General features: G+C 41.8%; 15 protein-coding genes. 9 read left to right on the top strand and 6 right to left on the bottom strand.

The features are described 5' to 3' along the window. Window positions 1–166: 166 nt before the first annotated feature. From mtlD to A7P54_RS06830, 7 genes are all read left to right on the top strand, one after another. A complete protein-coding gene (gene mtlD, locus A7P54_RS06860; protein WP_171549093.1) occupies window positions 167–2,290 on the top strand; it encodes a bifunctional mannitol-1-phosphate dehydrogenase/phosphatase in 2,124 nt (707 codons plus the stop codon). 84 nt (window positions 2,291–2,374) lie between these two features. Beyond that, the gene (locus A7P54_RS06855; protein ID WP_171549092.1) at window positions 2,375–2,998 is read left to right on the top strand and encodes a 2'-5' RNA ligase family protein; all 624 of its coding nucleotides are present in this window, start codon (window positions 2,375–2,377) and stop codon (window positions 2,996–2,998) included. A 2-nt stretch (window positions 2,999–3,000) separates the two neighbouring features. Beyond that, window positions 3,001–3,519 (top strand): bifunctional adenosylcobinamide kinase/adenosylcobinamide-phosphate guanylyltransferase, encoded by a 519-nt coding sequence (gene cobU / locus A7P54_RS06850; protein ID WP_004807306.1) that lies wholly within the window; start codon window positions 3,001–3,003, stop codon window positions 3,517–3,519. Between the two features lies 1 nt (window position 3,520). Continuing rightward, the gene (cobT, locus tag A7P54_RS06845; protein WP_171549091.1) at window positions 3,521–4,591 is read left to right on the top strand and encodes a nicotinate-nucleotide--dimethylbenzimidazole phosphoribosyltransferase; all 1,071 of its coding nucleotides are present in this window, start codon (window positions 3,521–3,523) and stop codon (window positions 4,589–4,591) included. Further along, window positions 4,581–5,186 (top strand): histidine phosphatase family protein, encoded by a 606-nt coding sequence (locus A7P54_RS06840; RefSeq protein ID WP_171549212.1) that lies wholly within the window; start codon window positions 4,581–4,583, stop codon window positions 5,184–5,186. The genes cobT and A7P54_RS06840 overlap by 11 nt, the downstream gene beginning before the upstream one ends. Before the next feature lie 110 nt (window positions 5,187–5,296). Next, window positions 5,297–6,880 carry a histidine-type phosphatase gene (locus tag A7P54_RS06835; RefSeq protein WP_171549090.1) on the top strand — a complete coding sequence of 528 codons (1,584 nt, stop codon included), beginning with the start codon at window positions 5,297–5,299 and terminating at the stop codon, window positions 6,878–6,880. A gap of 100 nt (window positions 6,881–6,980) precedes the next feature. Beyond that, window positions 6,981–7,724 (top strand): adenosylcobinamide-GDP ribazoletransferase, encoded by a 744-nt coding sequence (locus A7P54_RS06830; protein WP_171549089.1) that lies wholly within the window; start codon window positions 6,981–6,983, stop codon window positions 7,722–7,724. A gap of 62 nt (window positions 7,725–7,786) precedes the next feature. On the opposite strand, the gene A7P54_RS06825 is transcribed toward A7P54_RS06830, so the two are convergent. The 3 genes from A7P54_RS06825 to A7P54_RS06815 form a co-directional block, all read right to left on the bottom strand. Next, window positions 7,787–9,253 (bottom strand): PepSY domain-containing protein, encoded by a 1,467-nt coding sequence (locus tag A7P54_RS06825; protein WP_171549088.1) that lies wholly within the window; start codon window positions 9,251–9,253, stop codon window positions 7,787–7,789. 3 nt (window positions 9,254–9,256) lie between these two features. Next, window positions 9,257–11,368 carry a TonB-dependent receptor gene (locus tag A7P54_RS06820; protein WP_171549087.1) on the bottom strand — a complete coding sequence of 704 codons (2,112 nt, stop codon included), beginning with the start codon at window positions 11,366–11,368 and terminating at the stop codon, window positions 9,257–9,259. Window positions 11,369–11,440: 72 nt separating this feature from the next. Continuing rightward, window positions 11,441–11,944: a hypothetical protein gene (locus tag A7P54_RS06815; RefSeq protein ID WP_171549086.1), complete on the bottom strand. Its 504-nt coding sequence runs from the start codon at window positions 11,942–11,944 to the stop codon at window positions 11,441–11,443. A 119-nt stretch (window positions 11,945–12,063) separates the two neighbouring features. Between A7P54_RS06815 and A7P54_RS06810 the strand changes: the two genes are divergently transcribed. After that, complete coding sequence (locus tag A7P54_RS06810; protein WP_171549085.1) at window positions 12,064–12,882, top strand: AraC family transcriptional regulator; 819 nt, start codon at window positions 12,064–12,066, stop codon at window positions 12,880–12,882. 24 nt (window positions 12,883–12,906) lie between these two features. On the opposite strand, the gene A7P54_RS06805 is transcribed toward A7P54_RS06810, so the two are convergent. The 3 genes from A7P54_RS06805 to A7P54_RS06795 form a co-directional block, all read right to left on the bottom strand. After that, on the bottom strand, window positions 12,907–13,509 hold the full coding sequence (locus tag A7P54_RS06805) for a LysE family transporter (protein WP_171549084.1): 603 nt from the start codon (window positions 13,507–13,509) through the stop codon (window positions 12,907–12,909). A 148-nt stretch (window positions 13,510–13,657) separates the two neighbouring features. After that, complete coding sequence (locus A7P54_RS06800) at window positions 13,658–14,749, bottom strand: 3-deoxy-7-phosphoheptulonate synthase (RefSeq protein WP_004807288.1); 1,092 nt, start codon at window positions 14,747–14,749, stop codon at window positions 13,658–13,660. A gap of 118 nt (window positions 14,750–14,867) precedes the next feature. After that, on the bottom strand, window positions 14,868–15,755 hold the full coding sequence (locus A7P54_RS06795; protein WP_171549083.1) for a sulfite exporter TauE/SafE family protein: 888 nt from the start codon (window positions 15,753–15,755) through the stop codon (window positions 14,868–14,870). 216 nt (window positions 15,756–15,971) lie between these two features. Between A7P54_RS06795 and A7P54_RS06790 the strand changes: the two genes are divergently transcribed. Then, window positions 15,972–16,340: a hypothetical protein gene (locus A7P54_RS06790; RefSeq protein ID WP_171549082.1), complete on the top strand. Its 369-nt coding sequence runs from the start codon at window positions 15,972–15,974 to the stop codon at window positions 16,338–16,340. Window positions 16,341–16,355: the final 15 nt, after the last annotated feature.

Genomic DNA, 16,355 nt, shown 5'->3' with positions numbered 1-16,355 from the left:
CTCATAATGCAAGTATTCCGACTGTTTCAGTCATATATTGCTATGATGAGGTGCCTTTATGTTTGTTTTTTGATCAAATTTATTTCATTTATTGACGTTTTGGATTTTAACGGGATTTTTTATGTACCCTATAAAACGTCATAACAAGATAGATAAAGGAGTAAAGATGCTTATTTTTCATGATTATCCTGTTCAAGGCGCACTTTTTGACATGGATGGAACAATGTTTGATACCGAGCGCCTGCGCTTCCAGACATTGAAACAGGCATCAAAAGAGCTGATTGGACAGGAGTTTTCAGATGAATATTTGATGCAGTGTCTCGGCTTAAGTGCCAAAGCATCGGAGCAACTGGCACAAAAGTTTTATGGTACAGATGTTCCTTATACTGCCATTCGCAAACGTGCAGATGAGGTGGAATTGGAGTCTGTACGTAAAAATGGTGTACCGATTAAAAAAGGTTTGGTTCAAGTTTTAGAACGTTTAAGAAAGTCTGGTCTAAAAATGGCAGTTGCGACCTCAAGTCGTCGAGCAATTGCAGAAGAATATTTAATTAATGCTAATGTTTATAAATTTTTTGATTTGTTGGTCTGTGGGGATGAAGTTGAAAAGGGTAAACCACATCCAGAAATTTTTTTAAAAGCGGCACAGAAGCTAAATCTACAGCCGCAACAATGTCTAATGTTTGAAGATTCGGAAAATGGGATTTGTTCAGCCTATGATGCTGGTGGTATCACGATTTTATTCAAAGATATTAAAGAACCCAATGATCATATGCTTTCTAAAGCAAATTTTTACTATCAGGACATGTATGAGTGCCTGAATGCTTTGGATCAATATATTCCTGAAATGGGTATGCCACAATTACAAGAATTATTTCCGCAAAGTTGTAATCAATTGACTGTTGGTATCCATGGCTTTGGTGCCATTGGTGGGGGATATGTAGCACAGATCTTGTCCTATTGGGATGGTTACACACGCCCAAAACGGATTCTGGCATCAACCCGAAATCGTCTTTATTTGGAATCCGTGAACAGTTTTGGCAGCTATAGTATTCGATATGGTCAGTCTTCCTATGATGAGCGTATTGATAATCTCACTGTGATTGATGCTGACAATGAACAGCAGATGTTAGAGATGTATATGCAATCTAGCCTGATCGCACTGTGTTTGCCAGAACAGGCAATTGAGTCCGAGGCGAAAACGATTGCGAAGGGACTATTGGCCCGTTTTATGTCAGCTGATGCAGACAACAATGAGCCGATTACCTTTTTGATTATTCTGAATAAAGTGTGCGCAAAGTATTTGGTCTTAAAACATATCCGTGAAGCCTTACTTTCTATGACGGATGAAGATATTGCAGAACATATTTTAAGTGAACATTATTTTTGCGATACCGTGGTCAATCGAATGGTGTCAAAACTGACGGATCAAGCCTTATATCGTCAGCTCAATATCAAGCACAATTTATTTAAACAATATCAAAATGATCTCAATCCAGAAACGATTGAACTTACAGAGGAAACAGCCCTCACTGAAAAGCAAGAACAGCAGATTACTCATTGTTTAGAAGACATGCGTGGGCAGTTTCAAACAGGGCAATTCTTACAAAATATGGACTTGATCCTATTCCATAGTGAAATGGATATGCCGATTTACGTGGAAAATCGCAGTCCATTGTTGAGCAAAATGCGCCAAATGATTTTGGTGGATCAGATTTCTGAGATTCAAATCATTAAAAATCGACTATGGAATGGATGTCATGCCATGTTAGCGTGGTATGCCAGTGCACTTGGACATGAAACCATTGGTATCGCCATGGCCGATTCCAAAATCATGAAATATGTAGAGCAGGTGGTCAACGAAGTTAAATTGGGTTTGGCTAATATGATTCCCAACCAAGCCAAAGAACTGGATCGGATGGCGGAAAGTTTTCTGCATTCTTGCCGAGCCGCCTATAAAGATCCATGTGAGCGTGTAGCTCGTGATCCGCTTAGAAAACTCAATCTGAATGAGCGTGTTTTAGGCAGTTTAGAATCTCATGTGCAGCAACAACTTCCTTACCAGAAGTTAATGCAAGGTGCAATTTATGGCTATGCCTATGCGCTGAAAATGCTTGAGCTGGACGAGATTAAGATTGTAAAACATGTCCAGACCAATATTGAGCATATGGACATCACTGAAAATCAGAAGAAAGCCTTATTAAACCAGCTCTATCACGGAATTCAGGCGCAACTCAATGATAATGCATTCATGTCACAGTTGGAGGAATTGAAACCGCTAACTGTATAAGCGGCAATGATCACGGTGAAAGTACCTTAACTTCTATCTGGGTTTATGTTTGAATAACGCAACTTTATCTATGATGCTGAAGTTGTGTTATTACAAGCAGAGACCCAACTGATTGCAACTGAAATGCGTGATTATCCCGAATGGCACAAGGGCCGTTCAGATTATGGGCTTTGGTATATAGAGATTGATCAACCTGAGTTGATTCAATATTTAGATGAAATCCAAGCACAATTTTCAAATCTATTGCTTCCTGCACAGCAGCGCCAATATCACATTACTTTATTTGTGTGTGGTTTCTTGCAGCCTGCCGTTAAGCAATACGACGATGATTTTCAGATTCAACAATTACAGCAGCAGATCAAGCTAGTTGAAGCATTACAGCTCAAACCTTTTGAGCTTGAAATCACACAGATCGATAGCTTTAGTAGTGCTTTGTTTCTACTGATTAAAGATCAGCAGGGTGTACTAACTCAAATTCGTCAGCAATTTGCTCGTGTATCTGAAGAGATCGCAGCACTTGAATATTGTCCGCATATTACTTTAGGTTTGTATGGTGAAGCTTGGTCAAGTGATAGGGTATTACAGCGGATACAACAACTGTCGTTAAAAACCATGAAGATTCAGGTCAAAAAACTGACTTTCGGCTATTATAAGGCACAGATTTTACAAGGATTACTGTATCCTTATCAGCAAATTGAACTAGGTTAGATATGTTGCAACTAATTTTAGGTGGGGCGCGCTCAGGTAAAAGTCGTTTGGCAGAACAAACCGCCAAAGATACAGGCTTATCCGTCATTTATATTGCAACGGCGCAGGCCTTAGATGCAGAAATGCAGCAACGTATTGCACATCATCAACAGCAACGTCCAGCTCATTGGCAAGTGCTTGAAGAACCGATTTATCTGGCAGATCGACTCTTGCAATGCGATCAAGCCAATCAGCTGATTTTGGTCGATTGCTTAACCTTGTGGCTGACTAATCTGTTATTGGCTGAAGACCTAGCCTTGCAGCAACAACAGATGCAAAAACTATTCGAAGTATTACCACAACTACAATCTCAAATTATTCTGGTCAGTAATGAAACTGGGCTTGGAGTGGTGCCGATGGGGGAAATCAGCCGTCGTTTTGTGGATGAAGCAGGGCGTTTGCATCAGACCTTGGGGCAACTCGCCAATAAAGTCATGTTTTGTGTAGCAGGCTTTCCAATGATTTTAAAAGATGAGAAATAACATGACTGAACAAGCGCAATGGTTTTTAGCAGTAGTACAGCAAACAGATTTAGATGCCAAACAACAAGCTGAACAGCGTCAACTGCAATTGACCAAACCTACAGGGGCTTTGGGTCAACTTGAGCAGCTTGCCATTCAATTGGCGAGCTTACAGGGCACGGTACATCCACAGATTCAACAGCCTTGGATTACCATTTTTGCGGGTGACCACGGTGTTGTGGCCGAAAATATTTCGGCTTATCCGCAAGCCGTGACCCGTCAAATGCTGCAAAATTTTGCTTCAGGCGGTGCAGCCATCAGTGTGATTGCCAAACATCATTATGCACATTTACAGGTTGTTGATTGCGGTACAGTGGGTGAGGCCTATGATTATGTAGGGGTTGAGCGTCATTGCATTCGTGCAGGTACAGCCAATTTTGCTCAACAAGCAGCAATGACGGAACAGGAATGCTTGGCGGCATTACAACTGGGTAAAGACAGTGTTGATCGCGCCAAAGCTCAAGCTGCCGATATTTTTATTGCAGGTGAAATGGGGATTGGTAATACCTGTTCAGCTTCAGCACTGGCTTGTTTATTGTTGAATGAAGATGCCGTACAAATGACGGGTGTGGGGACAGGAATTAATAATCAACAGCTGCAACATAAGGTCTCTGTTATTGATCAAGCAGTGAAACGACATCAAGCAGCTGTTGCTGACGATGCTTTAAAAATCTTGGCTGCTGTTGGTGGTTTGGAAATTGCTGCAATGACGGGTGCATACATACGTTGTGCACAACTTGGTTTGCCAGTCGTGGTGGATGGTTTTATTAGTTCGGTTGCCGCTTTATGTGCGGTACGTATTCAACCCCACAGTCGCGAATGGATGCTGTTTGGACATCAATCGGCTGAGTATGGCCATCAGCGTGTGCTAAAAGCCTTAGAGGCTCAGCCCATTTTAAACATGAATTTGCGTCTTGGTGAAGGAAGTGGTGCAGGGGCTGCATTGTCGATGCTGCAACTGGCTTGCGTGTTGCATAATCAAATGGCGACCTTTGCTGAAGCTGCTGTGACCGGTGATAAAGTTGCACCTTGATTTACTGCGGCATGGTGAAACGACACTCAGCCATACTTTGCGTGGGCATCTTGATGATGCCTTGACTGAACATGGTTGGTTGCAAATGCAATCCACCATTCAGCAGTATCTTGATACTCAGGTACAGTGGGATGTGATTATCAGCTCGCCCTTGCAACGCTGCCAAAAGTTTGCGGCAGCATTAGCCAAACAACTCGAATTGCCCTTACTACTCGATGCTGAAATCAAGGAAATGTATTTTGGTGATTGGGAAGGCATGTCTACTCAAACCATTTATGAAAATGAGCCCGAGTTATTGGCTAATTTCTGGCAATATCCGACTCGATACCATGCACCGAATGGGGAGTCGTTGCATCAATTTCAGCAACGTGTCATGCATGGTTTTAATGAAATTTATGTTCAAATGCAGCAACACAGCTGGAATAGGGTGTTGATTGTGACGCATGGCGGGGTGATTAAGTTACTGACTTGTTTGGCACGTCAGCAAAAGCTGGATGACCTATTAACCATGCCTGCGGAGTTAGGAAAATTATATGCTTTAAACCTAACGCAAGTTGCAAATCAAATTCATTTCTCTGAAATGGCAGCAACTTAGTACTAATAAAATCTTATTCTATTTCCAGTTTTTGCTTGGGTCATGTAATCGAATTGTCATTGCGACTGCCTATGATACATGGCATTTCTTGATCTATAAGCAAATCATCCATGAATATATTATTGAAAAGCAGTGTGTTATGCGCAAGCATTGTATTGGCGGCATGTAATAACGACAATCACTCAGAATCGAAAACACCACAAGAAAATAGCATTGCATCAAAATATTATCAGACCAAAACTCCATACCAACCACAACAAGATTTCAAAAAATATGAAGCCATTCCGCAAGGCTTTCAGCCTGTATTTACAGAACTGGTTGCACGTCATGGCTCACGCGGTTTATCCAGTATTAAATATGATTTAGCGCTGTATAACCTTTGGAAACAAGCCAAAGCTGAAAATGCACTCACACCTTTAGGCGAAAAGCTGGGGGCAGATTTAGAAAGCATGATGAAAGCCAATATTCTTTTGGGCTATGGTGTGGATGGCATCCGTCAGTTTGGCTATGGCAATGAAACCATGCAAGGTATTCAGGAACATCGTGGTATTGCTGATCGTTTATTACAACGCTTACCAAATCTGTTTAAAACCGTATCAACACAACCAGCATCAATTTTAGTGCAAAGTTCGGGTGTAGACCGTGCGGTAGATAGTGCCAAGTTTTTTACTGCTGAATTGATTCAACAGCAACCGCAATTAAAGGCACACATCACCCCAATTTCATACACCAGTTTAGCCAGTAGTAGTGTGCCAACGATTGAAGATGGTGGGGTGGATCGTTTTAAGCTTTATTTTCATAGTTTGAATAAAGAGCAAGATTTAGCACAGCCTTTATCAGCACAACAACAGGCGATTTACGATGCCAGCCAAGCCTATCAGCATTTTGAAGAAGAGGATGTAGATCTGGTCAATAAGTTAAATGAACTTGCGAAAAATAGTCGTGCTGAACAAGTGGCAAAGAGTGTATTGAATCCATTGTTCAAAGCAGAGTTTATTCAAAAGTTGGGAAGCACAGGCTATGTATTTAGCAATACAGGTTCATATAGCGTCACTTCACCTAAAGGTGAGATCATCACTGAAAAAGGTAAGGGTAAAAATAGCATTGCCAGTGCTGTGGATGCCGCGGCCTATGTCTATGAGTTATATTCAATATCAGGCGGTATGAAAACTGAATTGAAAGGTGTTGATTTTGATCAGTATATGCCTGTAGATGCAGCAAAATTTTATGCTGAATTTAACGATGCCAATGATTTTTATAGCAAAGGGCCAAGTTTTACCGAATCGAAGAACGTCACCAGTGCAATTGCTCAAGGCCTAAAGCAGGACTTATTTAAACAAGTCGATGCGATTGTAGATCATCAGCAAGCACATCGTGCTGTATTACGTTTTGCCCATGCCGAAATCATCATTCCATTGGCGACCAGTTTAGAGCTACATAACATGATGCAACCTTTGCCTTTACGTCAAACTTATAGCTACAACAGCAGCGCTTGGCGAGGTGAGGTGGTGTCACCCATGGCAGCGAATCTACAATGGGATATTTATCAAGACAAGCAAGGCACAACCTTGGTAAAAATGTTCTATAACGAGAAAGAAACCTTATTTAAGTCGAGTTGTAACTACGCACGTTATAATACGAACAGTTTTTATTATGATTATTTAAAGCTCAAACAATGTTATCAAATTCAATAAACTAAGATATTCAGCCTTTTCATTTGGGAATAGCTTGCTATTCCCAATTTTATTTCTTCATAATCCATGCATGATAAACCTGTTGTCATTGAGAGGTTGCATGACACCTTTTTGGATTGCCTTGCAGTTTTTGACTGTTTTACCAATTGAACTCAAAACGATGCCAAGCGCAAAACAGAATGGCCAGGCCATGCTGTTTTATCCTTTGGTAGGTTTATTGCTTGGGTTGATTTTGTTTGCTTCCGCAATGCTATTGGCAAAGCTTCCGATCATCTTGAGTGCGGCAGTGATTCTCGTACTCTGGATTTGGCTGACAGGTGGAATACATCTGGATGGTTTAGCAGATACAGCCGACGCATGGGTCGGTGGATTTGGTGATCCTGAACGAACCTTGAAAATCATGAAGGACCCTGCATGTGGTCCAATCGGGGTGCTGAGTTTAGTTGTCGTCTGCTTGCTGAAATTTGTAGCTTTATACGTTTTGCTTGAACAACAAATGGCTGTTTTTTTAATCGTCTTGCCTATGCTTGGGCGCAGTGTGCCACTGTTTTTATTCCTTACTACGCCTTATGTACGTGCTCAAGGCTTAGGCCGTTCTATGGCAGATTTTATGCCAAAAAAACAACTTTGGATAGTTCTTGTCATTACAATAGCATTGCTTTGTGTGTTTGAATGGCTTGGGTTAATTGCTTTACTGGTTTTTTTAGTGCTGCTTTTTTATATGCGATCATTATTCATTAAACGAATCGGCGGGATGACTGGAGATACTGTAGGCGCTGCAATTGAGCTGGCTGAAACGGGTGTGCTCCTCAGTGCTGTGATTGCCTCGTTCTATATTATTTAAAAAAATTGATCACTTGGATTGGCGTGATCCTCCTGTAAACAGAAGGATCACTTTGAGTGATGTTAGCGTTTATGCAGTTGAACCCAGAAACCCAACACAGCGAGTAAGGCAACCAGTGCTGCAATCGTAGCTAGAATGATATCTCGAAGCGTTTTATCTATCGGCAACCATGTCCATTTATGCAAATAAGCAAAACTAAATCCTTCTAAGGCATCTTGTTGTGTGACCTGAGCTGCAATCACACCGCTGCTCGGTTCAATATACAGTCTGAGTTGATTCTCTAACCGAGTTTCAACCTTGATCACGGGTAAGCGTTTGTTGATAAACCCATATTCTCCTCCAAAACTTGTCACCCATGTGGATTGTTTAATCTGCTCTGGCTTTAAATCTAAGTAGCTAGTAGCTAATTGTTTGCTTTGTTCGAGAATATCAAGCGCTTTACCATTACCTGCATCTACAAACTGAATCGCGGGGGTTGCTGTTTTGGTCGAGTGATGATCATGCGCTTTGCTTGCTGCCGTCATGCTGCCTTGTAAAGGAGCTTGTCCGACGGCTTGAATCATCCATGCAGCACGAGTATGTGTCTGGCTAATAAAGGTAGTTGGAACCAGATCCAGACGTTGAATGGGCTGCTGAGTGACCTGCTGCCATGCTTTGGTACTTAGATCTGCCGTATGGAAAACAGGTTGAATGTTTTTAATATCGGGCTTTTTTTGCCAGATATGATAGAAACCACTGAACACCCAAAGCAGAATAAAGACACTTAAACTGATACCTAAATAGCGATGTAGAAATCGGATCGGTTTTTGCCCTAGACGGTGATTGCGCCGATTATGAATCTTAAAGAATAAGCCAATCCCCATAAAAAGCATGCACAGTACGCCAATCAAAGCCATTTGCATGAGAATAGTTTGACCTGTCCAAGCTTGATCACCCCATGTCCAGGTATGACCTAAGCGGAATATTCTTGCCATCCACATCTTTTGATCATTAGACAGCGTGGCTAGCCGTGCTTGTGAAGGATCGACATAGGCACGCAAACCATTCTGAAAATCAACACGCCAAACAGGCAGTAAACGATTGACGCTTGGATAATCATCGCTGAATGCGGTGATGATTTGACTGGATATGATTTCTTGTTGGGAGAGACCCGTGTACCAGCGCGCTAAACGCTCGGCATCTTGTTGTTCGGCATTAATCAGCAATTGACTGGTCTGACTATCATAGTATTCAGCAATCTTTTGGTTGGGCTGTAATATGCGATAAGCAATCTGCTGATTTTCTAATTCAATCACCTGTAAGGCTGAAAATTGCGCGATTTGATGTTGCTTCAGAACATCCGTTGCTGCTAAGGCTTGTGTTAAATCCAATTGTTGAGCTGGTGGCATTCGTTTCACAGGCTGAGGTTGTGTTGCACTCATCATCGGATGCAACACACCTGTTAAAGACCAAAGTAAAACGAGAACGCCCAACACCATCCCAAAACTACGGTGCAATGACAATAGTCTTTTCAGTTGTTTGGCATTCATTGCTTATTTCCCAAAATGATAACGTAAACCTAATAAATAGGTGCGTGGTGCAGCTGGGGTATAACTGACTTGGTTATTACTAAACGAAGTACTTTCCGCATAATGTTGATCTGTGGCATTCAGGATTTGCCCATAGATTTCATAAGCATTTTTACGGTAATTGGCGCGCAGATTCAGCAAAGTATGGCCATCATACTTTTCCGTATTGGCATCATTAATCCAGTAAGAACCGACATAAACCGCTTCTGCAGAGAGTAATAGCTCAGGTATTGGTTTGATCTGGTATTCAAGCGTACCAAATGTTTTAGGCGCACTTGGCATGGTGTTGCCGCTATAATCTAAAACACTCGACGGTTGAAACTGCTGATATTCATGTTTGGCCACACTGCCTGAGAGTTTTAAGCGCTGATCATATAAATCACTGAGTTTCCATGTTCCCCCAATTTCAATTCCCTGATGTAAGGTTTTGCCTGCATTGCGTGGCTCGCGGGTGTTATCTGGCTTGGTATAGCTCATCACTTCATCTTCGCCTTCTAAGCGATATAGGGTGATTTCACCATCTAAGCGATCATCGAATAATTTAAAGCGCAGACCTGCATCGATATTATTAAATGTGGCTTCTTTCAAGTCTGGTGTCACCAGATTCGCCCCGTATAAACTGCTCACCTCTGGCGGTACAAAACCCTGTGACCAATTGCTATAAAGATCAATTGCTGGCGTGATGTTCCAGACAAAACCGATTTGCGGGCTGGCTTTATGAAAATCACGTTTCTCATTCGGTGCGCCTGTGGTTTTTGATGGAATTAATTTATTTTCATAGTCATAACTGATCCAGTCATAGCGTGCACCACCAACTAAATTTAAAGTTGGTAACACTTGCCAATTGGCTTGCGCATAGAGGGCTTGGTTATTGACGTCTACATTAAAGTCGCGTAAGCGCTGGCGTTGTTGATAACCGGTATATACCAAGGTATTCGGGTCTCGGAACACCTGAATATCATTGGTTCTGGCTTGGTTGGGAGAATGGTCAGCCATCGCCCCAACAATCAGTTTGACCTGATCAAATGTCGCTGAATGCTGAGCATTTAAGCCATAGGACTGAAACGCATTATAGGTGGTTTGTCCGCTATAAGTGCCAGTTGGCTTGCCATTTTTAACATCAGTACGGATGTTATAACTTGGGTTTTGCTCGGTGGTATTGTCACGATAATATAAGGTGACTTGGCTTTGTTGCTGATCATTCCATTGATGGCTAATTTGAGAAGAAAGCCGTGTGGCATCAACTTCACGATAGGTAAAAGTTTGGTAGCTGTATCCAGGACGTTTGCGATAATCATCCAGATTTAAGCTACCGGTCATATCCGCTTTTAAATGGTTATAGCTGAGGACATTTTTGATTTGGGTGGCATCAGAGATATGCCAGTCATGTCTGAGTGTCACACTCTGTTTATTGCTTTCAGCATGGTCTTGCCAGCTATCACCACGATCACTGGCATAGGCTGAAAGCCTTAACCCATGCTCGCCCCATGCGCTATCAAAGCTATTCGATGCACCGACATCGACACGGCGATATCCTTCAGAACTGGCACTGATGCCAAGGTCGGCTGTGGGTGTAGTACTCGGTGCTTTGGTGAGGAAATTAATGGTTCCACCAATCGCATTGCTGCCATATAAGCTACTGGCAGGACCGCGTAAAATTTCGATGCTATCAATGCCCGCCAAATTCACTTCATATAAGGCATTGTGGTTAAACACACCCACGGGACGAATCGAAACACCATCTTCTAAATATTGATAAACGGCTGCTGTGGTAATCGGCTGGCGAATAGACATCATATGCTGTTCATTGCCCAAGTCATTCATCAACACACCTGGGGTTTGATTCAGCACCTGTCCAATAAAGGTTGCATGTTTATCTTCAATGTCCTTGCTATTCATTTTACTGATCGCAGCAGGGGTATTATTAATCGATTCACCTTCACGACTTGCGGTGACAACAATGGTGGCTAAGGTTTTGGTGGTATCAGACGGTGCAGTTTCAGCAAAAGTAGCAGAACTATAGCCAACAGACAGGCACGCAGCCGTTAATACAGACAAACGGAATTGAGTATTCATTTTGAACTCTATAAAAGCAATAACTAAGGACGCACCACCGTTATTTACGGGGCACGAAGTAAAATTTGCGATTTATAAAGCCAGTGGCGGGGCTTGTTTGATTGGAAAAATATAGAAGATGCGGGCGATGTGCAGATCTTCTGTCCACGTATGGCACAGGCAGCGAACGCGACTGAACCAAGCCAGTAGAAATATAATAATGAATGCAATCAGCGGGACGATCGCAGCGGCATCTAAACCATGTGAGCATAAAGGACAATGCTTCATGATTTGGCCCGCCAGTGCATATACTTGTTGTGCATATTCACTGAGCTGGGCATGTTTGGCATGCTGTAGCTGCGGTCCGTGATGCATGTCGTGCATGCTATGTTGATGATGACCTGAATGTGTCTGTGACATCAACGAGACATTTTGAATTTCTGTGACTTGGCAATGGCTTGGCATTGCATAAAGTGCAGGTACGACGCCTGTATGAACCATCGTTGGTAGGAAGATATGCCAGAGTAAACATAGCAAAGTAATCGCGCCAAAATAGGCACGCCACTTAAGCAAATGTTGACGAAAACTGGACTTCATATCAGCGATACGTCGTAGGAGAAATGTGGCAGCAGTATAATCAAAAAATGACTTATAGATCAAAGCAAAATTAAGGTATTCTGAGACTGCTGAATTCAATAATTTATAGGCAGATCGGCATGTCAAAAATGGCAAATCATTCCGATTGGATTGTTCGGGCTTCTGAGAGCGATCGCTTGGAAAGGATTGAAGCTTTCTTTTCTGATCATGCATATGAACCACACCAACATGATACCTTTGCGATTGGTCGAACCCTGTCTGGTGTACAAAGTTTTCATTATCGTGGTGAAGTCCGACATAGTCAGCATGGCATGACCATGGTATTGCATCCAGATGAAAAACATGATGGCAGTGCGGGGACTCAAGACGGCTTTCACTACAGAATGATGTACGTTGAACCTGCATTGATTCAAAAGATCATGAAAGGCAAGCCGCTGCCTTTTTTCAAACATGGACTGAGTGATGATCCACGGCTTTATCGTGTTACCCATACACTTTTGCAAAATATGCAGGACCCATTGGATCTTTTAGAAGAAGAAGATGCTTTGTATGATTTGGCGACAACCTTGTATGAAGTTGCAGGTCAGCCTGTACGCTCGCGGCAACGCTATGATTATATTGCGGCAGAGCGAGCCAGAGAGTTTATTCACGCTTCACTGGATCAGAACATCAGTCTGGATGATTTAGAACAGAATATCCAACGTGATCGTTGGAGTCTTTCTCGTGATTTTAGACTGCTATTTGGCACTAGCCCGCATCGTTATATGACCATGCGTCGGCTAGATATCGTGAAAAGGTGTTTGATGTATGGAGAGTCGCTGACGCAGGCCGCCATCATTGCTGGTTTTTTTGACCAAAGCCATATGACTCGGCATTTTAGCAAAGCTTTTGGAATTACCCCAGCAAGATGGAAAGAGATTTATACACATCAGCAATAAGCTGTGCTTGCGACTAAAAATGCTTTAAATAAGATGCATAGCTTTTACGAAATCACTCAACATAAATAGACCTGAAATAATTAAGAAGATACCCAGTATTTTATTTAGATGATTGAGCCAAATTGGATTACTCAATTTTTTGCCAATTACTGATCCAGCCAATGAATAAAGCAATGGAGCACCCGCTGCACCGAGAGAAATGAGTAATGAAACAATCAGAATCAAGCTGCCAGTGATATGTGCAGCAGGGTACATAATGGTGGTCACAGGTAAAATCACCAAAATCGCTTTCGGATTCAGGCTTTGAATCCAGAAACCATTCCAAAAGTTGAGGCTTTTATGTTGGGTTTGATCTGTTTTTAATTCGGTATGCGCTGTCATCATTTTATAGGCGATATAAAAGGTATAAAGCGCCCCGATCAAGGCAATAAAATGCAAATACGCATGGGGAATCAATGCTGCACCGGCATAACCAAATACAACAAATAGCATCAGCATGGAACAACCCACACCAGCAAAAAAGCCCAATGTTCGGGAGAACTGTCCTGTTAGCCCAGCATTTAATCCCATAAAGTTCACAGGACCAGGGCTGTACATCACACTTAAGGTATAAAGAAAAATTTCCATGACCAACCTAAATGAATCAATAACAAAGGATGATCAAAATAGGGCAAAGTGCTATGGGCTGTATTGTACGTTTGTGCAAGCTAGCTGAATTGATGAACAAAAAAACAGGCTCACAAGAGCCTGTATTCATTGCAGTTAAAAGATCGAATTAACGTGTTGGTAAGACGTCTTTCAATGCTTCATGCATTTCGAGCAATGCTTTTTCAGTAGTTTCCCAATCGATACAGCCATCAGTTACTGATTTACCGTATTCAAGATCACATAGGTTTTCAGGAATATCCTGACGACCACCTTTTAAGTGACTCTCAACCATAATTCCAACGATTGATTTGTTACCATCAAGGATTTGTTCCGTGATGTTTTTCAAAACCAAAGGTTGTAAGTACGGGTCTTTGTTTGAGTTGGCATGACTGGTATCAATCATGATCTTGTTGCTGACTTTAGCTTTTGCCAAAGCTGCTTCCGCTTCTGCAACTGAAGTTGCATCATAGTTAGGCTTGCCATTACCACCACGTAATACCACGTGTGCGTATGGGTTACCTTTGGTATTGATAATCGCAACTTGACCGCTTTCATTCAGGCCCAAGAAGCTGTGACCATGTTTAACAGATTGCATCGCATTGGTCGCAACGGTTAAACCACCATCGGTACCGTTTTTAAAGCCAACAGGAGAAGATAAGCCTGATGACATTTCACGGTGGGTTTGGCTTTCCGTAGTACGTGCACCAATTGCAGACCATGAAATCAAATCTTGATAGTATTGTGGTGAGTTTGGATCAAGTGCCTCAGTGGCACATGGCAAACCTTTTTCATTCAAATCAATTAGTAATCCACGACCGATATGCAAACCTTTTTCAATATTGAAAGAGTCATTCATATCAGGGTCGTTGATTAAACCTTTCCAACCAACTGTAGTACGTGGTTTTTCAAAATAAACACGCATGACTAGATATAAGGTGTCTTTTACTTTTTCGCTGAGAACCTTGAGGCGATCAGCATATTCATGTGCAGCTTTAGGATCGTGAATCGAACAAGGGCCAATCACGACAAACAAGCGTTTGTCGTTGCCATCTAAAATGTTACGTACAGTTGCACGTCCTTGTAACACAGTTTGAGAAGCAGCATCAGATAAAGGGAGGTCAGCTTTCAGTTCTGCTGGGGTAATCAAAGTTTGAATGCTTTTAATATTAACGTCGTCGATATCTGGCTGAGAAACTGGATTTGACTGTAGAGTATTCATTGCTGTCACAAATTCAATCGAAAGAAAAGGTTATTTTGTCTACGAATATAGCATGAAATGCCGATTGATTAACTAGCGAAAAGCATAATTTATGTAGAAATAATCGGCATTGTAACGCTTAAACAGTTGTTGTTACGTGCTTTGTTTGCTGAATCACAATCGCTTGATGTGTTTCAACTGGCTTTGGTTTCGCCTTAATTGGGTTCACCATGAAGTTCACACCCAAAGCAAATAGGGTAATGCCTAGAACTTTACGGATCAGACGTTCTGGCATACGTGAGCTGATGAGTGTACCGACAATAATGGCTGGAATTGAACCCACCAACAACCACATTAACAGGGTAAAGTCGACATTACCGGAAGACATATGGCTTAGGCCAGCAACTGCTGTCAGTAATACCGCATGTACTACGTCTGAACCAATGATACGAATCATAGGAAGATTCGGGAACATTAGGACTAAGGCCATGATACCGAAGGCACCTGCACCCACAGAAGACAAGGTTACAAAGATACCGAGCACAATACCCATAATCACAATGTAATGACGTTTGTGTTGCAATGCATGCTGTTCACTTTCCATATCCGCTTGTTCACGGTTACGGAATTTGTCAAAGAACTTTTCAATTTGCGCACGGAACACAATTGAGATACCGGTCAAGGTCAGCATAAAGCCCAAGACCATGGTCAATACCGCTTTATAATGGGTGGACTGACTGAGATAATGTTCAAGTACCCAAGAGGTTACAAAAGAGGCAGGAATACTTCCCAAAGACAGCCAAAGTACAATTGGCCAGACAATATTCAGTTTTTTGGCATGAACCACTGAGCCACAGAATTTTGAGATTGAGGCATAAAGTAGATCAGTACCAATGGCAATATGCGGTTCGATCTTAAATAGGCTAATCAGGATTGGGGTCATCAATGAACCACCACCGACACCTGTGATACCGACACAGAAGCCAACCAATACCCCAGCCATAATAAATTCTATAGGACCAAACATCGACAATATGCCTAATTATGCAAAAATCAGCATATCTTATGCTTTTTTTAGATAACTCGTTGTGATGAATAATGATTTGCTTATGCAAAAAAAAGCTAAAGAAAGCTAAATTTCTAGCTTTTTACATCATCTTTATTCAGATCAGCTTGCTTTATGAACTGTGATTGGTTTATTTTGAGATTCATACACGGATTGTATGTTTGATCATTTCGCTCTATGTCTATCTTTATTCGAAGCCTCATTTCATTGCTGATTGCTATGTGTTTTATCACCAATAGCTATGCAATGGCTGTGTCTGAAGTAAATCAACCTGTCGTAGAGCACGTCATGACAAATCATGCTGCAATGTCGGATTGTGGAATGTCTCCGATGACGAAGCATGACCGTATGGACAGTGGCAAAATGGATACATCACACTGTCAAAAGAGTCTGTGCTGTGTTGCTGCAACATTTGAACACAGCCATCATTCCATTGAACGAAGCATACAATCCATTAAAACAGCAAATTCAGCTTATCTAGATCAACTGACTTTAGGCATTTATCAGTTACCTTATCGTCCTCCAAATCATGTCCTGTTTTTATAAATTCAAATTTTTTAT

Origin of the sequence: Acinetobacter sp. Ac_3412 (genome assembly GCF_013072675.1) — a bacterium.
GTDB classification, from domain to species: Bacteria; Pseudomonadota; Gammaproteobacteria; order Pseudomonadales; family Moraxellaceae; genus Acinetobacter; species Acinetobacter higginsii.
The sequence above is the reverse complement of the archived record's forward strand: the minus strand, read 5'-3'. Positions and strand labels throughout refer to the sequence as shown.